This window comes from Kitasatospora sp. GAS204B (assembly GCF_029892155.1).
Lineage (GTDB): Bacteria > Actinomycetota > Actinomycetes > Streptomycetales > Streptomycetaceae > Kitasatospora.
This window is the reverse complement of the sequence record NZ_JARZAG010000007.1, coordinates 115086-140920: the sequence shown is the minus strand read 5'-3', so window position 1 is coordinate 140920 and position 25835 is coordinate 115086. Positions and strand designations below refer to the sequence as shown.

General features: G+C 71.1%; 22 protein-coding genes. 20 read left to right on the top strand and 2 right to left on the bottom strand.

Annotated elements, in window-relative coordinates; genetic code table 11:
• Positions 1-14 precede the first annotated feature (14 nt).
• The 20 genes from P3T41_RS11905 (at position 15) to rarD (ending at position 23873) form a co-directional block, all read left to right on the top strand.
• Positions 15-569, top strand: a complete 555-nt coding sequence (locus P3T41_RS11905) for an NADH-quinone oxidoreductase subunit B family protein (RefSeq protein ID WP_280689663.1) — start codon at positions 15-17, stop codon at positions 567-569.
• Positions 566-1303: an NADH-quinone oxidoreductase subunit C gene (locus tag P3T41_RS11900; RefSeq protein ID WP_280689662.1), complete on the top strand. Its 738-nt coding sequence runs from the start codon at positions 566-568 to the stop codon at positions 1301-1303. Before P3T41_RS11905 ends, P3T41_RS11900 begins: the two co-directional genes overlap by 4 nt.
• Entirely contained in the window at positions 1303-2649 is a 1347-nt protein-coding gene (locus P3T41_RS11895; protein WP_280689661.1) for an NADH-quinone oxidoreductase subunit D, read from the top strand. Before P3T41_RS11900 ends, P3T41_RS11895 begins: the two co-directional genes overlap by 1 nt.
• Positions 2646-3386: an NADH-quinone oxidoreductase subunit NuoE gene (gene nuoE / locus P3T41_RS11890; RefSeq protein ID WP_280689660.1), complete on the top strand. Its 741-nt coding sequence runs from the start codon at positions 2646-2648 to the stop codon at positions 3384-3386. Before P3T41_RS11895 ends, nuoE begins: the two co-directional genes overlap by 4 nt.
• Positions 3386-4750 carry an NADH-quinone oxidoreductase subunit NuoF gene (nuoF, locus tag P3T41_RS11885; RefSeq protein WP_280689659.1) on the top strand — a complete coding sequence of 455 codons (1365 nt, stop codon included), beginning with the start codon at positions 3386-3388 and terminating at the stop codon, positions 4748-4750. Before nuoE ends, nuoF begins: the two co-directional genes overlap by 1 nt.
• A complete protein-coding gene (locus tag P3T41_RS11880) occupies positions 4747-7224 on the top strand; it encodes an NADH-quinone oxidoreductase subunit G (RefSeq protein WP_280689658.1) in 2478 nt (825 codons plus the stop codon). Before nuoF ends, P3T41_RS11880 begins: the two co-directional genes overlap by 4 nt.
• A complete protein-coding gene (gene nuoH, locus P3T41_RS11875; protein WP_280689657.1) occupies positions 7221-8624 on the top strand; it encodes an NADH-quinone oxidoreductase subunit NuoH in 1404 nt (467 codons plus the stop codon). The genes P3T41_RS11880 and nuoH overlap by 4 nt, the downstream gene beginning before the upstream one ends.
• A 6-nt stretch (positions 8625-8630) precedes the next feature.
• Positions 8631-9206, top strand: a complete 576-nt coding sequence (nuoI, locus tag P3T41_RS11870) for an NADH-quinone oxidoreductase subunit NuoI (protein ID WP_280689656.1) — start codon at positions 8631-8633, stop codon at positions 9204-9206.
• Entirely contained in the window at positions 9203-10084 is an 882-nt protein-coding gene (locus P3T41_RS11865; protein WP_280689655.1) for an NADH-quinone oxidoreductase subunit J, read from the top strand. Before nuoI ends, P3T41_RS11865 begins: the two co-directional genes overlap by 4 nt.
• Positions 10081-10380, top strand: a complete 300-nt coding sequence (nuoK, locus tag P3T41_RS11860) for an NADH-quinone oxidoreductase subunit NuoK (protein ID WP_280689654.1) — start codon at positions 10081-10083, stop codon at positions 10378-10380. Before P3T41_RS11865 ends, nuoK begins: the two co-directional genes overlap by 4 nt.
• A gap of 9 nt (positions 10381-10389) precedes the next feature.
• A complete protein-coding gene (gene nuoL / locus P3T41_RS11855; RefSeq protein WP_280689653.1) occupies positions 10390-12285 on the top strand; it encodes an NADH-quinone oxidoreductase subunit L in 1896 nt (631 codons plus the stop codon).
• A 31-nt stretch (positions 12286-12316) separates the two neighbouring features.
• Positions 12317-13948, top strand: a complete 1632-nt coding sequence (locus P3T41_RS11850; protein ID WP_280689652.1) for an NADH-quinone oxidoreductase subunit M — start codon at positions 12317-12319, stop codon at positions 13946-13948.
• A gap of 44 nt (positions 13949-13992) precedes the next feature.
• Positions 13993-15612 (top strand): NADH-quinone oxidoreductase subunit NuoN, encoded by a 1620-nt coding sequence (gene nuoN, locus P3T41_RS11845; RefSeq protein WP_280689879.1) that lies wholly within the window; start codon positions 13993-13995, stop codon positions 15610-15612.
• 187 nt (positions 15613-15799) lie between these two features.
• Complete coding sequence (locus P3T41_RS11840) at positions 15800-16810, top strand: polyprenyl synthetase family protein (RefSeq protein WP_280689651.1); 1011 nt, start codon at positions 15800-15802, stop codon at positions 16808-16810.
• Between the two features lie 38 nt (positions 16811-16848).
• Positions 16849-17508, top strand: coding sequence for a response regulator transcription factor (locus tag P3T41_RS11835; RefSeq protein WP_280689878.1), 660 nt, complete (start codon positions 16849-16851; stop codon positions 17506-17508).
• A gap of 300 nt (positions 17509-17808) precedes the next feature.
• On the top strand, positions 17809-19662 hold the full coding sequence (locus P3T41_RS11830) for a 2-oxoacid:acceptor oxidoreductase subunit alpha (RefSeq protein WP_348533649.1): 1854 nt from the start codon (positions 17809-17811) through the stop codon (positions 19660-19662).
• Positions 19655-20698 (top strand): 2-oxoacid:ferredoxin oxidoreductase subunit beta, encoded by a 1044-nt coding sequence (locus tag P3T41_RS11825; protein WP_280689649.1) that lies wholly within the window; start codon positions 19655-19657, stop codon positions 20696-20698. Before P3T41_RS11830 ends, P3T41_RS11825 begins: the two co-directional genes overlap by 8 nt.
• A 100-nt stretch (positions 20699-20798) precedes the next feature.
• Positions 20799-21719, top strand: coding sequence for an RNA polymerase sigma-70 factor (locus P3T41_RS11820; protein WP_280689648.1), 921 nt, complete (start codon positions 20799-20801; stop codon positions 21717-21719).
• Positions 21720-21766: 47 nt separating this feature from the next.
• Positions 21767-22780, top strand: coding sequence for a hypothetical protein (locus tag P3T41_RS11815; RefSeq protein ID WP_280689647.1), 1014 nt, complete (start codon positions 21767-21769; stop codon positions 22778-22780).
• A gap of 124 nt (positions 22781-22904) precedes the next feature.
• Positions 22905-23873 carry an EamA family transporter RarD gene (gene rarD, locus P3T41_RS11810; protein ID WP_280689646.1) on the top strand — a complete coding sequence of 323 codons (969 nt, stop codon included), beginning with the start codon at positions 22905-22907 and terminating at the stop codon, positions 23871-23873.
• A gap of 55 nt (positions 23874-23928) precedes the next feature.
• On the opposite strand, the gene P3T41_RS11805 is transcribed toward rarD, so the two are convergent.
• Complete coding sequence (locus P3T41_RS11805) at positions 23929-24825, bottom strand: ABC transporter permease (protein WP_280689645.1); 897 nt, start codon at positions 24823-24825, stop codon at positions 23929-23931.
• Positions 24812-25834, bottom strand: coding sequence for an ABC transporter ATP-binding protein (locus tag P3T41_RS11800; RefSeq protein ID WP_280689644.1), 1023 nt, complete (start codon positions 25832-25834; stop codon positions 24812-24814). Before P3T41_RS11800 ends, P3T41_RS11805 begins: the two co-directional genes overlap by 14 nt.
• Between the last annotated feature and the right edge of the window lies 1 nt (position 25835).

The window sequence follows — 25835 nt, the reverse complement described above, 5'->3', positions numbered from 1 at the left end:
AGAGGGATGGGTAGATGGGAATCGAGGAGAAGCTGCCGAGCGGCTTTCTGCTCACCACGGTGGAGAGTGCCGCGGGCTGGGTGCGAAAGGCCTCGGTCTTCCCGGCCACCTTCGGGCTGGCCTGCTGCGCCATCGAGATGATGACCACCGGGGCCGGCCGCTACGACCTGGCCCGGTTCGGCATGGAGGTCTTCCGCGGTTCGCCCCGGCAGGCCGATCTGATGATCGTGGCGGGGCGGGTGAGCCAGAAGATGGCTCCGGTGCTGCGCCAGGTCTACGACCAGATGGCGAATCCGAAGTGGGTCATCTCGATGGGCGTCTGCGCGTCCTCGGGCGGGATGTTCAACAACTACGCGATCGTCCAGGGCGTCGACCACATCGTTCCCGTGGACATCTACCTGCCGGGGTGCCCGCCCCGTCCGGAGATGCTGATGGACGCGATCCTCAAGCTGCACCAGAAGATCCAGCACGAGCCGCTCGGCGTGAACAAGCGGCGGGCGCAGGACGAGGCCGAGGAACTCGCGCTGCACGCGATGCCGACCAGCGAGATGGGGTGGCAGCAGCGATGAGCGGCAACACCCCCGACAAGACCCCTGACAACACCCCCGAGGTCCCGATCCCGAACGGTCGCGCCGAACTCCCCGTCGAGGTGATCGGCAAGCGCCAGGGCATGTTCGGCGCCCAGGGCAGCGGCGACACCTCCGGTTTTGGCGGCCTGGCGGCTGCCATCGTGCTGCCCGCACCGGCCGAACGCCCGTACGGAGGCTGGTTCGACGAGGTGGCCGACGAGCTGGAGGGGGCGCTGGAGGAGCAGGACCTGGTGCCGGCCGCGGTGATCGAGAAGACCGTGGTCGACCGTGGCGAGCTGACCTTCCAGATCGCCCGCGAGCACCTCCTGCAGACCGTCCGGATCCTGCGCGACGACCCGGCGCTGCGCTTCGAACTCTGCCTGGGCGTCAGCGGCGTGCACTACCCGAGCGAGACGGGGCGCGAGCTGCACGCCGTCTACCACCTGCGGTCGATCACCCACACCCGGCTGATCCGGATCGAGGTCACCGCGCCGGACGCCGACCCGCGGATCCCGTCGGTGGTGAGCGTCTACCCGACCAACGACTGGCACGAGCGCGAGACCTACGACTTCTTCGGCATCGTCTTCGAGGGCCACCCGGCGCTGACCCGGATCATGATGCCGGACGACTGGCTGGGCCACCCGCAGCGCAAGGACTACCCGCTCGGCGGGATTCCCGTCGAGTACAAGGGCGCCCAGATCCCGGCACCCGACCAGCGGAGGTCGTACTCCTGATGCCCAAGTCTTCTGAGAACAAGACGGCCGAATACGAAGCGGGAGCGCGCGAGACCACCGAGGGCCGGGTCTTCACCGTCACCGGTGGCGACTGGGGCGAGGTGGTCGACGCCGTCGCGCGGGCCGACGACGAGCGCATCATCGTCAACATGGGCCCGCAACACCCTTCCACCCACGGGGTGTTGCGGCTGATCCTGGAGATCGACGGCGAGACGGTGACCGAAGCCCGTTGCGGCATCGGCTACTTGCACACCGGTATCGAGAAGAACATGGAGTTCCGCTCCTGGGTGCAGGGCACCACCTTCGTCACCCGGATGGATTACCTCACCCCGCTCTTCAACGAGACCGCGTACTGCCTGGCGGTGGAGAAGCTGCTCGGCATCACCGACCAGGTCCCGGACCGGGCCACCGTGATCCGGGTGCTGATGATGGAGCTGAACCGGATCTCCTCGCACCTGGTCTGCCTGGCCACCGGCGGCATGGAGATCGGCTCCACCACGCTGATGATCTACGGCTTCCGGGACCGCGAACTCATCCTGGACATCTTCGAGTTGGTCACCGGGCTGCGGATGAACCATGCCTACGTGCGCCCCGGCGGCCTGGCCCAGGACCTGCCCCCGGGCGCGGTCGACCAGATCCGCGAGGCCGTGAAGCTCTTCCGCTCCCGGATGCACGAGTACGACAAGCTGGCCACCGGCAACCCGATCTTCAAGGCCCGGCTGGTCGACGTCGGCCACCTGGACCTGGCCGGCTGCCTGGCGCTCGGCGCCACCGGGCCGATCCTGCGGGCCACCGGCCTGCCGCACGACCTGCGCAAGTCGGAGCCCTACTGCGGTTACGAGTCCTATGACTTCGACGTCGCGGTGGCGGACACCGCGGACTCCTTCGGGCGGTTCCTGATCCGCCTGGAGGAGATGAAGCAGTCGCTGCGGATCGTCGAGCAGTGCCTGGAGCGGCTGCGCCCGGGGCCGGTCATGGTGGCCGACAAGAAGATCGCCTGGCCGGCCCAACTGGCCCTCGGGCCGGACGGCCTGGGGAACTCGTTGGACCACATCCGGAAGATCATGGGCACCTCGATGGAGGCCCTGATCCACCACTTCAAGCTGGTCACCGAGGGCTTCCGGGTCCCGGTCGGCCAGGCGTACGTGGCGGTCGAGTCGCCGAAGGGCGAACTCGGCGTGCACGTGGTGAGCGACGGCGGGACCCGCCCGTACCGGGTGCACTTCCGGGACCCGTCGTTCACCAACCTGCAGTCGATGGCGGCGATGTGCGAGGGCGGCCAGGTGGCCGACGTGATCGTGGCGGTGGCCGGGATCGACCCGGTGATGGGAGGCGTGGACCGTTGAACAGCACTGACCTCGGCCTGCCGGCGCTGCCGGCCAAGCCGTATCCACCGGAGGTGCACGCGCGCCTCGCCGTGGACGCGAAGGAGCTGATCGCCCGCTATCCGCAGGCCCGCTCCGCGCTGTTGCCGCTGCTGCACCTGGTCCAGGCCGAGGAGGGCTTCGTCAGCGCGACCGGGATCCGGTTCTGCGCCGAGCAGTTGGAGCTCACCACGGCCGAGGCCACGGCGGTCGCCACCTTCTACACCATGTACCGGCGCCGGCCCGCCGGGGAGTACCACGTGGGGGTCTGCACCAACACGCTCTGCGCGGTGCTCGGCGGCGACCAGATCTTCGAGGAGCTCCAGGAGCACCTCGGGATCGGCAACAACGAGACCACCGAGGACGGCAAGCTCTCGATCGAGCACATCGAGTGCAACGCGGCCTGCGACTACGCGCCCGTGGTGATGGTCAACTGGGAGTTCTTCGACAACCAGACGCCGCAGAGCGCCAAGCAGCTGGTCGACGACCTGCGGGCGGGCGCCGAGGTGCGTCCCACCCGTGGCGCCAAGCTCTGCTCGTTCAAGCAGACGGCCCGGATCCTGTCGGGCTTCCCCGACACCCGGGAGGGCGCCAACGAGGAGTCCGGCGCGGGCGGCGCCCCGTCGCTGGCCGGTCTGCGCCTCGCCAAGGGCGAGTCGCTGCCGGGCGCCCCGGGCGCCCGCGTGGTCTCCCCCCGAGCCGAAGGGACGGAGGCGTGATGACCGCCACCGAGCCGGCCGAGAAGCTGCTCAGCCCCGTGCTCTCCGCCTCCTGGGACGACCACCGCCCGTGGTCGCTGGAGACCTACCACCGCCACGAGGGCTACCAGGGCCTGCGCAAGGCGCTGGCGATGGACCCCGACGCGCTGATCGCCCTGGTCAAGGAGTCCGGCCTGCGCGGTCGCGGCGGCGCCGGGTTCCCGACCGGGCTGAAGTGGCAGTTCATCCCGCAGAACGACGGCAAGCCGCACTACCTGGTGGTCAACGCGGACGAGTCGGAGCCCGGGACCTGCAAGGACATCCCGCTGCTCTTCGCCAATCCGCACGCGCTGATCGAGGGCATGGTGATCGCCTCCTACGCGATCCGCTGCGAGCACGCCTTCATCTACCTGCGCGGCGAGGTGGTGCCGGTGCTGCGCCGGCTGCACGCGGCCGTCGCCGAGGCGTACCAGGCGGGCTACCTGGGCCGGGACATCCTCGGCTCCGGCGTCGACCTCGACATCACCGTGCACGCGGGCGCCGGCGCCTACATCTGCGGCGAGGAGACGGCGCTGCTCGACTCGCTGGAGGGCCGGCGCGGCCAACCGCGGCTGCGCCCGCCGTTCCCGGCGATCGCGGGCCTGTACGCCTGCCCGACCGTGGTCAACAACGTGGAGTCGATCGCCTCGGTGCCGTCGATCCTGGCCCGCGGCAAGGAGTGGTTCACCTCGCTGGGCACCGAGAAGTCGCCCGGATTCACCCTCTACTCGCTCTCCGGGCACGTCACCAACCCCGGGCAGTACGAGGCGCCACTGGGCGTGACGCTCCGTCAACTGCTGGACATCAGCGGCGGGGTGCGGTCCGGTCACCGGCTCAAGTTCTGGACCCCGGGCGGCAGTTCCACCCCGATGTTCACCGACGAGCACCTCGACGTCCCGCTCGACTACGAAGGCGTGGGCGCGGCCGGCTCGATGCTCGGCACCAAGGCGTTGCAGATCTTCGACGAGACCACCTGCGTGGTGCGCGCGGTCACCCGGTGGACCGAGTTCTACGCCCACGAGTCCTGCGGCAAGTGCACCCCGTGCCGCGAAGGCACCTACTGGCTGGTCCAGTTGCTCAAGCGGATCGAGGCCGGCGCCGGCGAGGCGGGCGACCTGGAGAAGCTGCTGGACATCGCCGACAACATCAACGGCAAGTCCTTCTGCGCGCTCGGCGACGGCGCGGCCAGCCCGATCTCCTCCTCGCTGCAGTACTTCCGCGCCGAGTACGAGCAGCACCTGGCCGAGCGCCGCTGCCCGTTCGACCCGGCCGCCGCCACCGTCTGGGCCGACGCCAAGCAGGCCAAGGCCCCCCAGCCCGCCACCGAGAGGGAGGTGCACGCGTGACCATCACGACTGGTGACATCAGCGGCTCCGCCGCGGGTCCGAAGACTTCGGTCGAGCTCGTCACGCTCACCATCGACGGCGTCGAAGTCCAGGTCCCCAAGGGCACGTTGGTGATCCGGGCGGCCGAGCAGATCGGCACCCAGGTGCCGCGGTTCTGCGACCACCCGCTGCTCGATCCGGCCGGCGCCTGCCGGCAGTGCATCGTGGAGATCGAGGGCCAGCGCAAGCCGGTCGCCTCCTGCACCATCCCGGTCGCCGAGGGCATGGTGGTCCGCACCCAGGTCAGCTCGCCGGTCGCCGAGAAGGCGCAGCGCGGCGTGATGGAGCTGCTGCTGATCAACCACCCGCTGGACTGCCCGGTCTGCGACAAGGGCGGCGAATGCCCGCTGCAGAACCAGGCGATGTCCACCGGCTCGGCCGACTCCCGCTTCGAGGGCATGAAGCGGACCTACGAGAAGCCGATCCCGATCAGCAGCCAGGTGCTGCTGGACCGCGAGCGCTGCGTGCTCTGTGCCCGCTGCACCCGCTTCTCCGAGCAGATCGCCGGCGACCCGTTCGTCGAGATGCTGGAGCGCGGCGCCCTCCAGCAGGTGGGCATCGGCGCGGGCGACGACTTCGAGTCGTACTTCTCCGGCAACACCATCCAGATCTGCCCGGTCGGCGCCCTCACCTCGGCCGCCTACCGGTTCCGCTCCCGCCCCTTCGACCTGGTCTCCTCGCCCAGCGTCTGCGAGCACTGCTCCTCGGGCTGCGCGCAGCGCACCGACCACCGGCGCGGCAAGGTGCTGCGCCGGCTGGCCGGCGAGGACCCGGACGTCAACGAGGAGTGGAACTGCGACAAGGGCCGGTTCGCCTTCCGCTACGCCCAGCAGCGCGACCGGCTGACCAGCCCGCTGGTCCGCGACCAGGCCACCGGTGAGCTGGTGGCCACCTCCTGGCCGCAGGCGCTGGCCGCCGCCGCCGAGGGCCTGACCGGCGCCCGCGCCGCCGTGCTGACCGGCGGCCGGGTGACGGTCGAGGACGCCTACGGCTACGCCAAGTTCGCCCGGGTGGTGCTCGGCACCAACGACGTGGACTTCCGGGCCCGCCCGCACAGCGGTGAGGAGGCGGACTTCCTGGCCGTCGCCGTCGCCGGGCGCGGCGTCGATCTGGACGGCAGCGGTGTCACGTACGCGGCGCTGGAAGCGGCTCCGGGCGTGCTGCTCGCGGGCTTCGAGCCCGAGGAGGAGTCGCCGATCGTCTTCCTGCGGCTGCGCAAGGCGAGCCGCAAGGGCCTGAAGGTCTTCGCGATCGCCGACCACCACTCGCGGGGCCTGGGCAAGCTCGGCGGCGCGCTGCTGCCGGCCGCCCCCGGCACCGAGGCCGAGTGGCTCGGCGCGCTGGCGGCCGAGGAGCCGCTGAGCGACGAGGCCGGACGGGCCGCCGAACTGCTGCGGCAGCCCGGCGCGGTGATCCTGCTCGGCGAGCGCCTCGCCCAGACGGCCGGCGCGCTGACCTCGGCGCTGCGCCTGGCGCACGCCACCGGCGCCAAGCTTGCCTGGATCCCGCGCCGGGCCGGCGAGCGCGGCGCGCTGGAGGCCGGCGCGCTGCCCGGCCTGCTGCCGGGCGGCCGTCCGGTCGGCGTCCCGGCCGCGCGGGCCGAGACCGCCGCCGCCTGGGGTGTGGCCGAACTGCCCGCCCGGCTGGGCCGCGACACCGGCCAGATCCTGGCCGCCGCCGCGCACGGCGATCTGGACGCGCTGCTGATCGGCGGCGTCGACCCCGACGACCTGCCCGACCCGCAGCTCGCCGAGGAGGCCCTGACCCGGGTCGGCTTCGTGGTCTCGCTGGAGCTGCGGCCCTCGGCCGTCACCGAACACGCCGACGTGGTGCTGCCGGTGGCCGCCGTCGCCGAGAAGGCCGGCACCTTCCTGGACTGGGAGGGCCGGGTCCGGCTCTTCGAGGCCGCGCTGAAGCCGGATCAGCAGATGGGCCGTCATCTCCAGTCGGACGTCCGGGTGCTGAACATGCTGGCGGACGCACTCGGCCACCGGCTCGCACTGCCCGACCTGCGGGCCGCGCGGCGCGAGCTGGACGCCTTCACCCCGTGGACCGGCGACCGCCCGGCCGCGCCGGCCGGTCACCCGGCCCCGCTGCCCAGGCCCGCCACCGGGCAGGCGGTGCTGGCCGGTTGGCGGCTGCTGCTGGACCGCGGCACCCTCCAGCAGGGCGACGAGCACCTGGCCGGCACCCGGCACGCCGCCGTCGCCCGGCTCTCGCCCGGCACCGCCGCCGAGATCGGCGCGAGCGGGGGCCGGCTGCGGGTCAGCGGCCCGGCGGGCTCGCTGGTGCTGCCGCTGGAGATCACCGCGGAGATGCCGGAGCGCACCGTCTGGCTGCCGCTCAACTCCACCGACCAGGGCGTGCACCGCACGCTCGGCACCACGGTCGGCCACCTGGTCACCATCGCCCCGGCAGGAGGGGAGGAGCAATGACGCACTGGACATTGGCCGCCGGCTACCAGACGCTCGGCTTTTTCGGGCGGGACCCGTGGTGGCTGGTCGTCATCAAGGCGGTCTTCTGCTTCGCCTTCCTGCTGATCACCGTGCTGGTCGCGATCGTCTGGGAGCGCAAGGTCGTCGCCTGGATGCAGCTGCGGATCGGCCCCAACCGGCATGGCCCCTGGGGCTTGCTGCAGTCGCTGGCCGACGGTGTGAAGCTCGCCCTCAAGGAGGACCTGGTGGTCTCCGGGGCGGACAAGGTGGTCTACATCCTGGCCCCGGTGATCTGCGCGATCCCGGCCTTCATGGCGATCGCGGTGATCCCGTTCGGCCCGGCCAACGACGAGATCTCGATCTTCGGCACCCGTACCCCGATGCAGCTCACCGACCTGCCGGTGGCGCTGCTCTACATCCTGGCCACCGCCTCGATCGGGATCTACGGCATCGTGCTGGCCGGCTGGTCCTCCGGCTCGACCTACCCGCTGCTCGGCGGCGTCCGGTCGGCGGCCCAGATGATCTCCTACGAGATCGCGATGGGGCTCTCGTTCGCGGCGGTCTTCATCTACTCCGGCTCGATGTCGACCTCGCAGATCGTCGACTCGCAACAGCCCACCTGGTTCGCGGTGTTGCTGCCGGTCTCGTTCATCGTCTACATCATCGCGATGGTCGGCGAGACCAACCGGGCGCCGTTCGACCTGCCGGAGGCCGAGGGCGAGCTGGTCGGCGGCTTCAACACCGAGTACAGCTCGCTGAAGTTCGCGATGTTCATGCTGGCCGAGTACGTCAACATGGTCACCGTCTCGGCGGTCGCCAGCACGCTCTTCCTGGGCGGCTGGCGGGCCCCGTGGCCGATCTCCACCTTCTGGGCCGGCGCCAACCACGGCTGGTGGCCGATGCTCTGGATCATCATCAAGATCCAGCTGCTGCTCTTCTTCTTCATCTGGCTGCGCGGCACGCTGCCCCGGCTGCGCTACGACCAGTTCATGAAGCTCGGCTGGAAGGTGCTGATCCCGGTCTCGCTGGTCTGGCTGGTGATGGTGGCCAGCGTCCGGGCGCTGCGCAACGAGGGCGAGGGCTTCGGCCGGGTGGTGCTCTACGTGGGCGCGCCGGTGGCCGCGGTGCTGCTGCTCTCGCTGCTCTGGGACGCGTTCCGGTCCAAGGAGGAGCCGCAGGGCGGCGCCGTGGCAGCGCAAGGCACCCCGCCCGAGGGTGAGTTCGACCCGATGGCGGGCGGCTACCCCGTCCCGCCGCTGCCGGGCCAGCAACTGCCCCCGGTGCCGCGTCGGCGCAGCCGGGTGCCCCAGGCAACTGCGCCGCAGCAGCAGTTGGAAGACGCGCTGAACGGCGCCAACGGCAGTGCGAACAGCGGCGCCAACCAGTCCGAAGGGAGCTGAACCGAGATGCCAGAGTCCGACGACAAGCCGTCGCTGCTGGGCCCGGCCGCAGGCTTCGGCGTGACCTTCACGGCCATGTTCAAGAAGCGGCTGACCGAGCAGTACCCGGAGCAGAAGAAGCCCACCGCCCCCCGGTTCCACGGCCGCCACCAGCTCAACCGTCACCCCGACGGCCTGGAGAAGTGCGTCGGCTGCGAGCTGTGCGCCTGGGCCTGCCCGGCGGACGCGATCTACGTGGAGGGCGCCGACAACACCGAGGAGGAGCGCTACTCCCCGGGCGAGCGGTACGGCGCGGTCTACCAGATCAACTACGCGCGCTGCATCCTCTGCGGGCTGTGCATCGAGGCCTGCCCGACCCGCGCGCTGACCATGACCAACGAGTACGAGCTGGCCGACTCCTCGCGGGCCGACCTGATCTTCACCAAGGAGCAGCTGCTCTCCGGGCTGACCGAGGGCATGGTCGCGCCGCCGCACGCGATGTACCCGGGCACCGAGGAGGGCGCCTACTACCGCGGCGAGGTCACCCACGCCGCGCCCGGGACCCTCACCCAGGAGCAGCACGAGAAGGAGGCGAGTTCATGACCTCCACCGGCGAAGCGGTCCAGTTCTGGGTACTCGCGGTGATCGCGGTCGGCGGCGCGCTCGGCATGCTGCTGATGCGCAAGGCGGTGCACAGCGCGCTCTGCCTGGCCGCCACCATGATCGCGCTGGCGATCTGCTACCTGGCCCAGGGCGCGGTCTTCCTCGGCGTGGTGCAGATCGTGGTCTACACCGGCGCGATCATGATGCTCTTCCTCTTCGTGGTGATGCTGGTCGGCGTCACCTCCGAGGACTCGCTCAAGGAGCAGCTCAAGGGCCAGCGGGTGGCCGCGGTGCTCTGCGGCCTGGGCTTCGGCGTGCTGCTGATCGCCGGCATCGCGCACGCGAAGCTGGGCCACTTCCCCGGCCTGGCCGAGGCCAACGCCGAGGGCAACGTGCAGGGCCTGGCCCGGCTGATCTTCACCAAGTACGTCTGGGCCTTCGAGGTCACCGGCGCGCTGCTGATCACCGCGGCGGTCGGCGCGATGGTGCTGACCCACCGCGAGCACGTGACGGCGCCCAGCACCCAGCGGGAGCTGGCGGCCCAGCGGATCCGGGAGAACAAGCAGGTCCCGCCGCTGCCGGCGCCCGGCGTCTACGCCCGGCACAACGCGGTGGACATCGCGGGCCTGCTGCCGGACGGCACCATCGCCGAGGACTCGGTGATGAACACCCTGCGCGAGCGCGGCCAGATGCGCGACGTCAGCCAGGACATGCTGCGCCGGATGGCCGAGTTGGAGAACAGCACGGCCGAGTGGCTGGGCCGCCCGTCCTCCGAGCGGCCGGCGCTCCCCAGCCAACCGCGCCCCGAGCTGGAGCCGGTGCCGAACCACCAGAAGACCACGGACGACGCCGCGAAGCGCCAGGAGGAGGGCGAGTGAACCCGGTCAACTACCTCTATCTCGCAGCCCTGTTGTTCACCATCGGAGCCTCCGGGGTGCTGATCCGGCGCAACGCGATCGTCCTGTTCATGTGCGTGGAGCTGATGCTCAACGCCTCCAACCTGGCCCTGGTCACCTTCTCCCGGCTGCACGACAACCTGGACGGCCAGATCCTGGCCTTCTTCACCATGGTGGTCGCGGCAGCCGAGGTCGTGGTGGGCCTGGCGATCATCGTGAGCATCTTCCGTACCAGGCACTCGGCTTCGGTCGACGACAGCAACCTGATGAAGCTGTAGGGGCCCAGGGTGAACTCTCTTATTCCGCTGCTCATCGCAGCGCCGCTGGTCGGGGCTGCCCTGCTGCTGCTCGGCGGCCGCGCGCTGGACCGGTTCGGCCACTGGCTGGGCACGTTCGCGTCGCTGCTCTCCTTCGTCTTCGCGCTGCTGCTGTTCAGCAGCATGCTCGGCCGCAGCGTCGACCAACGCCCGGTCCGCGAGCACCTGTTCAGCTGGATCTCGGTGGGCACCTTCCAGGCCGACGTCTCCTTCCAGCTCGACCAGCTCTCGATGACCTTCGTGCTGCTGATCACCGGCGTCGGCACGCTGATCCACGTCTACTCGGTCGGCTACATGGCGCACGACGAGCGCCGCCGCCGCTTCTTCGGGTACCTCAACCTGTTCCTGGCCGCCATGCTGCTGCTGGTGCTGGCGGACAACTACCTGCTGCTGTACGTCGGTTGGGAGGGCGTCGGGCTCGCCTCGTACCTGCTGATCGGCTTCTGGCAGCACAAGCCGGCCGCGGCCACCGCCGCCAAGAAGGCGTTCATCGTCAACCGGGTCGGCGACATGGGCCTGTCCATCGCGATCATGCTGATGTTCACCCAGTTCGGCAGCTTCGCCTTCGGGCCGGTCTTCGCCACCGCGCACCAGGCGAGCCAGGGCCGGCTCACCGCGATCGGCCTGCTGCTGCTGCTCGCCGCCTGCGGCAAGTCGGCCCAGGTGCCGCTGCAGAGCTGGCTCGGCGACGCGATGGAGGGCCCGACCCCGGTCTCCGCGCTGATCCACGCGGCCACCATGGTGACCGCCGGCGTCTACCTGATCACCCGGTCGAACGCCATCTTCGACCTGGCGCCGACCGCGCAGCTCGCGGTGGTCTGCGTCGGCGCCGTGACGCTGATCTTCGGTGCGATCGTCGGTTGCGCCAAGGACGACATCAAGAAGGCGCTGGCCGGCTCGACCATGTCGCAGATCGGCTACATGATCCTGGCCGCCGGCCTGGGGCCGATCGGCTACGTCTTCGCGATCATGCACCTGGTCACCCACGGCTTCTTCAAGGCGGGGCTCTTCCTCGGCGCCGGCTCGGTCATGCACGGCATGAACGACGAGGTGAACATGCGTCACTACGGCGGCCTGCGCAAGTACATGCCGATCACCTACGTCACCTTCGGCCTCGGCTACCTGGCGATCATCGGGTTCCCCGGCCCGTCCGGCTTCTGGTCCAAGGACCGGATCATCGAGGCCGCCTTCGCCAAGGGCGGCACCGAGGGCTGGATCCTCGGCGCGGTCACCCTGATCGGCGCGGCGGTCACCGCGTTCTACATGACCCGGGTGATGATCATGACCTTCTTCGGCGAGAAGCGCTGGCAGCCCGACGCCGAGGGCCACGAGCCGCACCCGCACGAGTCGCCCAAGTCGATGACCGTCCCGATGATCCTGCTGGCCTTCGGCTCCGTCTTCGCGGGCGGGCTCTTCGTCCTGAACAACAACTTCCAGCACTGGCTGGAGCCGGTCACCGGGTTCAGCGAGGGCAACTCCCCGCTGTCGTCCGGCGTGGTCATGGCGCTCAGCATCGCCTGCATGCTGGCCGGCGCCGGGCTCGCCTACGTGGTGTACGGGCGCTCGCCGGTCCCGGCCGTCCCGCCGGTCGGCTCGGCGCTCACCCGGGCGGCCCGCCGTGACCTGCTGCAGGACGACTTCAACCACGCCGTCCTGGTGCGCCCCGGCTCCGCGCTCACCGCGGCGCTGGTCTTCTTCGACAGCAAGGGGCTCGACGGCTTCGTCAACGGCCTGGCCGCGAGCATCGGGGGCATCTCCGGTCGGCTGCGCCGGGTGCAGAACGGTTACGTCCGCTCCTATGCCCTCTCCATGTTCGGCGGCACGCTGGTCCTGGTCGCCACGACTCTCCTGATGAGGTCGGTATGAAAGACATGACGCATCGTCAGGAGGCAAGGCCATGAGCTACCTGCTGGCCGTCACCTGTGCCGTCCCCGCCGCCGGGGCGATCCTGACCGCCGCGCTGCCCGCCGGCACCAACGAGGCCAGGCGGCGCACCACCAAGGCCATCGCGCTCGGCGTCTCGGTGGTCACCCTCGCGCTCACCGCGCTGATCGCCGCCGACTTCAAGCCCGGCGGGGCGCGCTACCAGCTCACCGAGTCGCACAGCTGGATCCGCTCCTTCGGGATCAACTTCTCGCTCGGGGTGGACGGCATCGCCGCCGTGCTGGTGCTGCTCACCTCGGTGCTGGTGCCGCTGGTGATGCTTGCCTCCTGGCACGACGCGGACCCGGCCCCCAGCCCGGACGGCACCTTCGACGGCGACACTTTTGAGGGGCGCCGCCGCACCCAGGGCTTCTTCGCCCTGATCCTGGCCGTCGAGGCGATGGTGATCGTCTCCTTCCTGGCCACCGACGTCTTCCTCTTCTACGTCTTCTTCGAAGCCATGCTGATCCCGATGTACTTCCTGATCGGCGGCTTCGGCGACCGGGCCGGCGGCCCCGAGGCGTCCCGCCAACGCTCGTACGCGGCCGTCAAGTTCCTGCTCTACAACCTGCTCGGCGGCCTGGTCATGCTGGCCGCCGTGATCGGCCTGTACGTGATCGCGCAGGGCCAGGGCCAGGGCACCTTCGACCTGCAGACGCTCACCTCGGCGGTGGCCGACGGCAAGCTGGTGATCAACCCGACCGCCGAACGGGCGCTCTTCCTCGGCTTCTTCTTCGCCTTCGCCGTCAAGGCCCCGCTCTGGCCGCTGCACACCTGGCTGCCGAACGCGATGGGCGAGGCCACGGCCGGCACCGCCGTGCTGATCACCGCCGTGGTGGACAAGGTCGGCACCTTCGCGATGCTGCGGTTCTGCCTGGGCCTCTTCCCGGACGCCTCGAAGTTCTTCGCTCCCGCGATCCTGGTGCTCTCGGTGATCGGGATCATCTACGGCGCGCTGCTGGCGGTGGGTCAGAAGGACATCAAGCGGCTGGTCGCCTACGCCTCGATCTCGCACTTCGGCTTCATCATCCTGGGCATCTTCGCGATGACCAGCCAGGGCCAGAGCGGTGCCACCCTCTACATGGTCAACCACGGCATCTCGACCGCCCTGCTGATGCTGATCGCCGGCTTCCTGATCTCGCGGCGCGGCTCGCGCCTGATCGCCGACTTCGGCGGCGTGCAGAAGGTCGCCCCGGTGCTGGCCGGCACCTTCCTGATCGGCGGCCTGGCCACCCTGTCGCTGCCCGGACTCGCCCCGTTCGTCAGTGAGTTCCTGGTGCTGGTCGGCACCTTCAGCCGCTACCCGGCGCTCGGCGTGATCGCCACCCTGGGCATCGTGCTGGCCGCGCTCTACGTCCTGGTGCTCTACCAGCGCACCATGACCGGGCCGGTCAAGGAGAGCGTCAGCAAGATGCCCGACCTGAAGGCGCGAGAACTGCTGGTGGCCGCCCCGCTGATCGCGCTGACCGTGGTCCTCGGGGTCTACCCCAAGCCGCTCACCGACCTGGTGAACCCGGCGGTGGCCGACACCCTCTCCCAGGTCCACCGGACCGACCCGGCCCCGGCCCACCCGGTGGCCATCCCTGCCGGAGGTGAGCAGCAGTGAGCGTCCCCCTTCTCCACGGCGCGGGGTCCGTCCACAGCGTGTGGATGGCGGCGGCCGGCGGCAACACGCCGAGCATCCCGGCGCCGCAGCTCGAGTACGGCCAGCTCTCCCCGATGCTGATCGTCTTCGGCGCGGCCGTCGCGGGCATCCTGGCCGAGGCCTTCGTGCCGCGCCGGGCCCGCTACACCACCCAGGTCGGCCTGGCACTGACCGGCCTGGCCGGTGCCTTCATCGCGCTGATCGTGCTCGCCTCGCAGGGCTACGGCTCGACCAAGAGCGGGCTGATCGCGATGGGTTCGGTGGCCGAGGACGGCCCCGCGCTCTTCCTGCAGGGCGTGATCCTGCTGGCCGCCGTGGTCGCCGTGCTGCTCTACGCCGAGCGCGGCTTGGACCCGCGCACCGAGGGCGGGCCGCGCGACGCCTTCACCCCGCAGGGCTCCGCCACCCCCGGCGGCGAGCAGGAGCGGCAGGCCACCCGGGCGGGCTTCGCCTCCACCGAGGTCTACCCGCTCACCCTGTTCGCGGTCGGCGGCATGCTGCTCTTCCCGGCCGCCAACGACCTGCTGACCATGTTCGTGGCCCTCGAGGTCTTCTCGTTGCCGCTCTACCTGCTCTGCGCGCTGGCCCGCCGGCGCCGGTTGCTCTCGCAGGAGGCGGCGGTCAAGTACTTCCTGCTCGGCTCCTTCGCCTCGGCCTTCTTCCTGTTCGGCAGCGCGCTGCTGTACGGGTACGCGGGCAGCTTCCGGCTGCCGGAGATCGCCGACGCGGTCAACGGCACCGCCACCACCACCGCGGGGCTCGCGATCAGCACCCACAACGACGCGCTGCTGCTGATCGGCCTGGCACTGGTGGCGGTCGGCCTGCTCTTCAAGGTCGGCGCCGTCCCGTTCCACGCCTGGACCCCGGACGTCTACCAGGGCGCGCCGACCCCGGTCACCGGCTTCATGGCCGCCGCCACCAAGGTCGCCGCCTTCGGCGCGCTGCTGCGCCTGTTCTACGTCGCGCTGCCCGGGCTGCGCTGGGACTGGCGCCCGGTGATGTGGGCGGTGGCGATCCTCACCATGGTGGTCGGCGCGATCCTCGCGGTGACCCAGCAGGACGTGAAGCGGCTGCTGGCGTACTCCTCGATCGCGCACGCCGGGTTCATCCTGACCGGCGTGATCGCCACCAACCGGCAGGGCCTCGGTGCGGTCCTCTTCTACCTGCTGGCCTACTCCTTCGTCACCCTGGGCGCCTTCGCGGTGGTCACCCTGGTGCGCGACTCCAAGGGCGAGGCGACCCACCTGTCCAGCTGGGCCGGGCTCGGGCGCCGCTCGCCGCTGCTCGCGGCGGTCTTCGCGCTCTTCCTGCTGGCCTTCGCCGGGATCCCGCTGACCAGCGGATTCACCGGTAAGTTCGCGGTCTTCCAGGCCGCGGCGGCGGGCGGTGCGACCCCGCTGGTGATCGTCGGTGTGCTGAGTTCGGCGGTGGCCGCGTTCTTCTACATCCGGGTGATCGTGCTGATGTTCTTCTCCGACCCGCAGCCGAACGGCCCGGCGGTGGCGATCCCCAGCGTCTTCACCACGATGGCCATCTCGTTCGGCGTGATCGTCACGCTGGGCCTGGGCCTGCTGCCGCAGTACTTCCTGGACCTGGCGTCCAAGGCGGCGCAGTTCACCCACTGAGACAGCGCAGTTCACCGGCTCGTGCGCCGGGTTCCGGGCGTTGATCGCCCGGGGCCCGGCGCCATCTTCGCCGCGCTACCCGCACGCCCGTACAGTGATCCACTCGTGACCGGATACGCTGCTGGGGATGGCAGCGGCCGCAACAGGGACCGGACCGCATGATCGACCGGCGACAGGAGTGGTCTTCGTGACCGTCGTGGAACCCTTCGGGCTCAGCGTGCAGGACCGCGATCTGACCCGTGACGTCCAGGCCGGACTCGAGGCGGTGGAGGCCGCGATGGCCGAGGCCGTGCAGAGCGACCGGCCGCTGATCGCCATCACCGCGAGCCACCTGATCAAGGCCGGCGGCAAGCGCTTCCGCCCGCTGCTGGTGATGCTGGCCGCGCAGTTCGGCGACCCGACCGCGCCCGGCGTGGTGCCGGCCGCCGTGGTGGTCGAGCTGACCCACCTGGCCACCCTGTACCACGACGACGTGATGGACGAGGCCCCGGTGCGCCGCGGCGTGCCCACGGTGAACGCCCGCTGGGACAACTCGGTGGCCATCCTGACCGGCGACTTCCTCTTCTCCAAGGCCTCCCAGGTGCTCTCCGACCTCGGCCCCGAGGCGGTCCGGATCCAGGCCGACGCCTTCGAGCGGCTGGTCACCGGCCAGATCCTGGAGACCGCAGGGCCGGGCCTCGAGGACGACCCGCTGGCCCACTACCTGGAGGTGCTGGCCGGCAAGACCGGCGCGCTGATCGCCGTCTCGGGCCGGTTCGGCGCGCTGATGGCCGGCGCCGAGCCGCACGTGGTGGAGATCCTCACCGAGTACGGCGAGAAGATGGGCATCGCCTTCCAGCTGGCCGACGACGTGCTGGACATCGCCAGCGACGGCCACGAGTCCGGCAAGACCCCCGGCACCGACCTGCGCGAGGGCGTGCCCACGCTGCCGGTGCTGCTGCTGCAGTCGATGCCGCTGGACGAGAGCGACCCCGAGGACGCCCGGCTGCGCGAGCTGCTCCAGCAGGACCTGACGGACGATCAGGCGCACGCCGAGGCGCTGCGCCTGCTGCGCCGTCACCCCGCCCTGGAGCGCGCCCGCCGCGAGACGCTGCGCTACGCCGAGGAGGCCCGCGCGCTGCTCGCCCCGCTGCCGGACGGACCGGCCAAGGCGGCCCTGCAGGGGCTCTGCGACGCGGTGGCGATCCGTACCATGTGAGCGGTCGTTGCCCACTGCTCCGGGGGAGAAGCTCCATGCTGCGCGTCGTCATCGCCGAGGACTCGGTCCTGCTCAGGGAAGGCCTGATCCGGCTGCTCACCGACCGTGGCCTGGAGGTGGTCGCCGGGGTGGGTGACGGCGAGGCGCTGATCCGCACCATCCACGAGCTGGCCGGCGCCGGTGCGCTGCCGGACGTGGTGGTGGCCGACGTGCGGATGCCGCCGACCCACACCGACGAGGGCGTGCGGGCCTGCGTGGAGCTGCGGGCGAGCTTCCCGGACCTCGGGGTGCTGGTGCTCTCCCAGCACGTCGAGCAGCAGTACGCAGCCGAGCTGCTGGCCGGCTCCACCCGGGGAGTGGGCTACCTGCTCAAGGACCGGGTCGCCGAGGTGCGCGAGTTCGTGGACGCGGTGGTCCGGGTGGCCGGCGGCGGCACCGCGCTGGACCCCGAGGTGGTGCAGCAGCTGCTCAGCCGCAGCCGCAAGGGCGACGTGCTGGCCGGGCTGACCCCGCGCGAGCGCGAGGTGCTCGCCCTGATGGCCGAGGGCCGGACCAACGCCGCGGTGGCCAAGCAGCTGGTGGTCTCGCACGGCGCGGTGGAGAAGCACATCAGCAACATCTTCCTCAAGCTGGGCCTGGCGGCCGGCCCGGAGGACCACCGCCGGGTGCTCGCGGTGCTCACCTACCTGAACTCCTGACCGGTCACCCCAGGGCACTCCCGGCGCCCGGGTGGGTCGGGTGGGTATCGACCGCCCGGGTGTGTACGGAATACACCGTGGCGCCGGATTGCTTTAGTTCCAGCCTAGGGATTCGCGACCCGCATAGGATGCGATCGGTGCACCAGGCGGACGGGGCACACGGCTCACGCCCGCGGCTGGTACCCCTGAGGGAGGTTCGCGGCAGTGACCAGCGAGGTCGATCAGGCAGAGACAGCGAGCGGTGGCCCGGACGCGCCGAACGGCCGACCAGCGCCAGGCGCACCCCGGCGCGTCAAGCCGATCCGGCGGGTGGACCGGGTGATCATCCGGTTCGCCGGCGACTCCGGTGACGGCATGCAGCTCACCGGGGACCGCTTCACGTCCGAGACCGCCTCCTTCGGCAACGACCTCTCCACGCTGCCGAACTTCCCCGCCGAGATCCGGGCCCCACAGGGCACCCTGCCGGGCGTCTCCAGCTTCCAACTGCACTTCGCCGACCACGACATCCTCACCCCGGGCGACGCGCCGAACGTGCTGGTCGCGATGAACCCGGCCGCGCTCAAGGCGAACCTGCCCGACCTGCCGAAGGGCGCGGAGATCATCGTCGACACCGACGAGTTCACCAAGCGGGCGCTGGCCAAGGTGGGTTACGCCGCAGACCCGCTCGGCGACGGCTCGCTCGACGGCTTCCACCTGCACAAGGTGCCGCTGACCACGCTGACCCTGGAGGCGCTCAAGGAGAGCGGGCTGGCCCGCAAGGACGCCGAGCGGGCCAAGAACATGTTCGCGCTCGGGCTGCTCTCCTGGATGTACCACCGCCCCACCAAGGGGACCGAATCGTTCCTGCGCACCAAGTTCGCCAAGAAGCCGGCGATCGCCGAGGCCAACGTGCTGGCGTTCAAGGCGGGGTGGAACTTCGGTGAGACCACCGAGGACTTCGCGGTCTCCTACGAGGTGCCGCCGGCCAAGCTGCCGCCCGGCACCTACCGCAACATCTCCGGCAACCTGGCGCTCTCCTATGGCCTGATCGCCGCCTCGCAGCGTTCGGGCCTGCCGCTCTTCCTCGGCTCCTACCCGATCACCCCGGCCTCCGACATCCTGCACGAGCTGTCCAAGCACAAGAACTTCGGCGTGCGCACCTTCCAGGCCGAGGACGAGATCGCCGGCATCGGGGCCGCGCTGGGCGCGGCGTTCGGCGGCTCGCTGGGCGTCACCACCACCTCGGGCCCGGGCGTGGCGCTGAAGTCGGAGACCATCGGTCTCGCGGTCTCGCTCGAACTGCCGCTGCTGGTGGTGGACATCCAGCGCGGCGGCCCGTCCACCGGGCTGCCCACCAAGACCGAGCAGGCCGACCTGCTGCAGGCGATGTTCGGGCGCAACGGCGAGGCCCCGGTGCCGATCGTGGCTCCGGCGACCCCGGCCGAGTGCTTCGAGGCGGCGCTGGAGGCGGCCCGGATCGCGGTCACCTACCGGACCCCGGTGCTGCTGCTCTCGGACGGCTACCTGGCCAACGGCTCGGAGCCCTGGCGGATCCCGCAGGTAGCCGAACTCCCGGTCATCGAGCCCGACTTCGCCACCGGACCGAACACCCCCGAGGGCGAGTTCTGGCCCTACAAGCGCGATCCGCAGACCCTGGCCCGCCCCTGGGCGGTGCCCGGCACGGCGGGCCTGGAACACCGGATCGGCGGCATCGAGAAGCAGGACGGCACCGGCAACATCTCCTACGACCCGGCCAACCACGACCTGATGGTCCGCACCCGGCAGGCCAAGGTGGACGGCATCGAGGTGCGCCCGATCGAGGTCGACGACCCGGACGGCGAGGCCGAGGTGCTGGTGATCGGCTGGGGTTCCACCTATGGCCCGATCACCGCGGCGGTGCGCCGGGTGCGGGCGGACGGTGGCAAGGTCGCCCAGGCGCACCTGCGCAATCTCAACCCCTTCCCGGCCAACCTGGGCACGGTGTTGGGGAGTTACGACAAGGTCATCGTGCCGGAGATGAACCTCGGCCAGCTCGCCCTGCTGCTGCGGGCCAAGTACCTGGTGGACGCCCAGTCCTACAACCAGGTGCGCGGACTGCCGTTCAAGGCGGCGCAGTTGGCGGACGTGTTGTGGGCGGCGATCGGGACGCTGGACGGGAGCGACGACGATGAGTGAGTTCAGGTCCTTGTCTCTGGTGCCGAAGGCGGACGCCCTGCAGAGCGCCAAGGACTTCAAGACCGACCAGGAGGTGCGCTGGTGCCCCGGCTGCGGGGACTACGCGATCCTGGCGGCCGTGCAGTCCTTCATGCCGGAGCTGGGCATCCGGCGGGAGAACACCGTCTTCGTCTCCGGGATCGGCTGCTCCTCGCGGTTCCCGTACTACATGAACACCTACGGGGTGCACTCGATCCACGGCCGGGCCCCCGCGATCGCCACCGGCCTTGCCGCCACCCGGCGCGACCTGAGCGTCTGGGTGGTCACCGGCGACGGCGACGCGCTCTCGATCGGCGGCAACCACCTGATCCACGCGCTGCGCCGCAACGTCAACCTGAAGATCCTGCTCTTCAACAACCGGATCTACGGCCTGACGAAGGGTCAGTACTCGCCGACCTCGGAGGTCGGCAAGATCACCAAGTCCACCCCGATGGGCTCGCTGGACGCGCCGTTCAACCCCGTCTCGCTCGCGCTCGGCGCCGAGGCCACCTTCGTCGCCCGCACCCTCGACTCCGACCGCAAGCACCTCACCTCGGTGCTGCGCGCGGCCGCCGAGCACCAGGGCACGGCGCTGGTGGAGATCTACCAGAACTGCAACATCTTCAACGACGGCGCCTTCGACGCGCTCAAGGACCCGGCGGGCGCCGACCGGGCGCTGATCCGGCTGGAGCACGGACAGCCGATCACCTTCGCCGACCAGGGCGTCTTCCGCGACCCGGCCAGCGGCGAGCTGACCGTCGCCCAGGTCACCGAGACCAACCAGGCCGACGTGCTGGTGCACGACGCCCACGCGGCCAGCCCCGTCACCGCGTTCGCGCTCTCCCGCCTGGCCGACAACGACACGCTGCACCACACCCCGATCGGCGTGCTGCGCAGCGTCGAGCGGCCGGTCTACGACACGCTGATGGCCGATCAGCTGGCCACCGCCGTCGAGCAGCACGGCGCGGGCGAGCTGGCCGACCTGCTGTCGGGGAAGGACACCTGGACGGTCGTCTGAGCTGGCTTGGGCCGTCTTGGGCCGTCTTGGGCCGTCTTGAGCCTTCTTCGCCCCGACCCCGGTGCTTGTCCGGGGCCGGGGCGACTGGCAGCCTGGAGTGGTGATCGACTCCGCGTTGGACGACCCGTTCCTCGAACACCGGCGGCTGCTCTTCGGCACCGCCTACCAACTGCTGGGCAGCGTGGCCGATGCCGAGGACACCTTGCAGGACGCCTGGCTCAAGTGGGCCGCGGTGGACCGCGCCACGGTCAACCACCCGAAGGCGTACCTGGTGCGGACCGTCACCAACCTGGCGCTCAACAGGCTCACCTCGGCCCGGGCCCGGCGCGAGGCCTACGTCGGCCCCTGGCTGCCCGAGCCGCTGCTGACCGACCCGCGACTGGCCGCGCCGGACGCCTCGGTGACCGCTGAACTGGCCGACTCCGTCTCGCTGGCCATGCTGGTGGTGCTGGAGACGCTCAGCCCGCTGGAGCGCGCGGTCTTCGTGCTGCGCGAGGTCTTCAGCTACTCCACCGCCGAGATCGCCGAGGCGCTGGAGCGGTCCGAGGCCGCCGTGCGGCAGACCGCGCACCGGGCCAAGGCCCATGTGGCGGCCCGGCAGCCCCGGTTCGACACCGACCCGGGCGAGCGCCGCCAGGTCACCGAGCGCTTCCTGGCCGCCTGCGCGAGCGGCGACGCGGCGAACGTGATGGAGCTGCTGGCGCCCGACGTGACCGCCTGGTCGGACGGCGGCGGCGTGGTGCGCGCCGCTCGGCGCCCGCTCCACGGGCCCGACCACGTGGCGCGCTGGCTGCTCGGGGTGCTGGCCAAGCCGGACGCGGTCGGCATGGTGCCCGAGGTCGTCTGGCTCAACGGCGAGCAGGCGCTGGTCTTCCACAAGGACGGGGTCACCCTGGGCGCGCTCAGCCTCGAACTGCTCGACGGCCGGGTGCACGCCCTGCGTGCCCAGCTCAACCCCGAGAAGCTGGCCGGCCTGCGCGCCCCGGCCCCCTGGGAGCGGGTGCCGGCGCAGGGCGCGTAGCCTCTGGGCGATACGGGAGCGCGTCATTCGGGGGAGCCATGGTCGGCGTGGACACATTTCTGCTGGGCTGCGCGGTAGTCGGGGTGATCGCGCACGGGACGCGGGTGGCGAAGTCCGAGCGGCGGGCGGCGCAGTCGGCGGCCGAGGCGGCGGCGGCACTGGCGGAGATCAAGGCGATCCGGGCAGCGGCCGTGGTCTCGCTCACGAAGGCGCCGCTGCCGGGGCGACAGCAGCAACTCGCGGTGCTGCACAGCGAGTTGGTGCAGGTGCTGGGCCGGCGCGCGGCGAGTGAGCTGCGGGCGGCGCCGGTGGATGCCGTGCCGCAGGACGTGGTGCCCGCCCCGGCCCCCAGCGGCGGCGACGGCCTCGCGCGGCTCACCCCCGCCGGTGGCCCGCGCGACTCCGCCGGCCCCGTCCCCCAGCGCCAGGCCGATGAGCGCTTCCACTACTCCGGTGTCCTCACCGCCGCGAGCGAGGAGGAGTACCCGATCGAGTGGCCCGAGCCCGGTGCCGTCGCGATCGCCGAGGTCGCGGCCGAGGCGAAGCAGCTGACCATCGTCCCGATGACCCGCACCCGCACCCGGGTCCACACCCACAGCAAGCTCGCCTACGTGTTCGACTACGAGGGTCAGGTCCGGACGCGTGGTGTGCTGACGCCGGACATGACCCATCTCAAGGTGCAGTCGGAAAAGGGCGGCGCGACCTGGTCGGTACGCCTGCTCGCCCCCTCGGAGCTGGACGAGCTGGTGGACGAGCGCCGGGGCACCGGCAGCCCGATCCTGGCGGTGCGCCCGCAGACGCCGGTCGAGGTGGTGGTACACGCCAAGTCCTCCTCGTCCTGGAGCATCGAGTTCGTCTGCGGCTGCTGGGCGGGCGACGAGTGCGCCTGCACGACGGGGCGGGAGCTCGGCTATGTCGCCAGGACGGTGAGCGCCTCCTACGAGGCCATCGAGGTGCTCACCGTCCTGCGCCCGGGTCTGCTGGTGGTCAAGATGCACGAGGACACCGACCCTTGGCACCTGCGCATCCGCGACGTCAACTCCGAGTTGTACGAGGACTGAGCCCGCGTCCCGTCGACGCCCGCCCGATGTCATGACCAAAATGCGAGAACGGAGATGACAACCCACCTCTCCGACCGCTACGGTCACCACGACACACGTGTACTGAGCTGAGGAGAGCCCTGCCATGGCAGCAGAAACCCCGGGCGGCCAGGAACTCCACTCCGAGGCCGGTCGCGGTGTGTGGCTCGGTGCCGCCGCCTATGGCATCTGGGGGCTCTTCCCGCTCTACTGGCCGCTGCTGGAGCCCACCGCCTCCGGTGACATCCTGGCCAACCGGATGGCCTGGTCGCTGGTGGTCGTGATCGCCGTCCTCACCGTCCGTCGGCACTGGGGCTGGCTGCCCCCGCTGCTGCGCCAGCCGCGCCGGCTGGCCCTCTCGGCGCTGGCGGCGGTCGCGATCTCGGTCAACTGGGGCGTCTACATCTGGGCCGTGAACTCCGGGCACGTGGTGGAGGGCAGCCTCGGGTACTTCATCAACCCGCTGGTCACCATCGCCTTCGGCGTGCTGCTGCTGCGGGAACGGCTGCGCCGCGCGCAGTGGGTGGCGGTGGGGGTCGGCGCGCTCGCGGTGCTGGTGCTGACCGCCGGGTACGGGCGGCTGCCGTGGATCGCGCTCACCCTGGCGTTCAGCTTCGCCGTCTACGGGCTGCTGAAGAAGAAGATCGCGCTCGGCGGGCTGGAGAGCTTCGCGCTGGAGACGGCGTTCATCTTCCCGTTCGCCGTGGGGTACCTGGTCTACCGCTCGACCACCGGCCACGCCGTCTTCGGCCACGACGCGGGCCACTTCACGCTGCTGCTGCTGACCGGCCCGATCACCGCGGTGCCGCTGCTCATGTTCGGCGCCGCCGCGATCCGGATCCCGCTCTCCTCCATGGGCCTGCTGCAGTACCTGGCGCCGGTCTTCCAGTTCCTCTGCGGCGTCCTCTACTTCCACGAGACGATGCCGCCCGAGCGCTGGGCCGGCTTCGCACTGGTCTGGGCGGCGCTGGCGGTGCTCACCTGGGACGCGTTGCGCCAGCTGCGGGTGGACCGGCTCGGGTCGGTGCCGGTCCCCGCGGCCGTGCCGGCGCCCGCCCCCAGCGTCACCAGCTGACCCGGCCTCACCCTCGCGGGCCGGGCCGGGCCTCACCCTCGCGGACCCGGCGGCCTCAGGCGGTGATGTCGCGGGTGGTGAACCGCGCCCAGGCCGCCGAGCCGAAGACCGCCACGTAGAGCGCCTGTAGGCCCAGGTCCTGCCAGACCGCGTGCCAGTACATCGGCTGCCGCAGCAGGTCGCCGAACGAGAGCCAGTAGTGGGTGAGCAGCCACGGCTGGATCGCGTGCAACTGCGGGAAGCTGTCCAGCACCTGGACGATGATCACCAGGCCGACCGTGCTGGCCATCGCGGCGATCCCGCTGCCGGTCAGGGTGGAGATGAAGAGTCCGACCGCCGCCAGCCCGGCCAGCGAGAGCGCCACCACGCCCGAGATCAGCACCACCCGCAGCAGCGCCGCGCCCAGCCCGATGGTGTCCCCGGAGAGCAACGTGACATCGCCGACCGGGAAGAGGATCGACCCGATGAGCAGCCCGGAGACCGCGACCGCCAGCGTCGCCGCCAGGCAGAACGCCATGGCCGCGGTGAACTTGGCCGCCAGCAGCCTGCTCCGCCCGGCCGGCGCGACCAGCAGGTAGCGCAGCGTGCCGGTGGCGGCCTCACCGGCCACCGAGTCGCCCGCCACCACGCCCACCGTCATCGGCAGGAAGATCGGCAGCGAGGTGGCCAGCGCGGTGAAGGTCAGGAAGACGCCGTTCTGGGTGACCTGGGTGATGAACGCCGGTCCGCCGTCACCGCCGTGCATGTTGCCCGTCTCGATCTTCACCACCACGCCGATCAGGATCGGCACCACGGCCAGCACACCCAGCAGCGCCAGCGTGCGGGCCCGGCGGAAGGTCAGCGTCAGCTCGCTGCGGAACAGCGCCAGGAACCCGGGCACCGTCTGCGGCCTCGGCCCGGCCACCGCCCCCGGTCCGGCCGCCGTGACCGGCACAGTCTCAACCCGCGACATCGAATCCCTCCCCGGTCAGCGCCACGAAGGCGTCCTCCAGCGTGCCCCGCTCGACCCCGAACCCGCGCACCCGCACGCCGGCCTCGACCAGCGCCGCGCACAGCCTGGGCAGCGCGTCCTCGGACAGCGCGGTCGACTCGCCGTCCACCTGGCCCTCGCCGACCCGCAGATCGGTCACCTGATGCTCGGTCAGCACGGCCAGCGCCGCCTCGGTGTCCGCCGTCCGGACCACCAGCCGGCCCTGCGCCCGGGCGGCCAGCTCGGCCACCGTGCCCTGCACCACCAGCCGGCCCTTGGACATCACGGCGGCGTGCGTGCAGACCTGTTCGATCTCGTCCAGCAGGTGGGAGGAGAGGAAGACGGTGGTCCCTTCCGCCGCGACCTCGCGCACCAGCGCGCGGATCTCCCGCATGCCCTGCGGGTCCAGGCCGTTGGTCGGCTCGTCCAGCACCAGCAGCTCGCGCGGCTGCAGCAGCGCGGCGGCCAGCCCGAGCCGCTGCTTCATGCCCAGGGAGTAGGCCCGCGCCTTCTTGCCCGCCGCGGCGGCCAGCCCGACCCGGTCCAGCGCCTGCGCCACCCGCTGCTTGCGGGTGCCCGGGTCGGCGGTGGGGTCCGCCGAGTCGTAGCGGATCAGGTTGTCCCGCCCGGAGAGGAACCCGTACAGCGCGGGCCCCTCGATCAGTGCGCCGACCCGGGGCAGCACCCTGCCCACCGACTGCGGCATCGGCGCGCCGAGCACCGTGGCCACGCCGGAGGTCGGGGCGATCAGGCCCATCAGCATCCGGATCGTGGTGGTCTTGCCCGAGCCGTTCGGGCCGAGGAACCCGAAGACGCTGCCCCGCGGCACGGTCAGGTCCAGTCCGTCCACGGCCAGTTGGCCGCCGGCGAAGCGCTTGGTCAGGCCCTGCGTCCGGATCACCGGCGGACCGCCGACGGGGGCCGCGGCCGCCTCGGCGGTCCGGCCCCCCTCGGTGGTCTCCGCCGTGTCCACGGTCGGAGACTGCGTCATC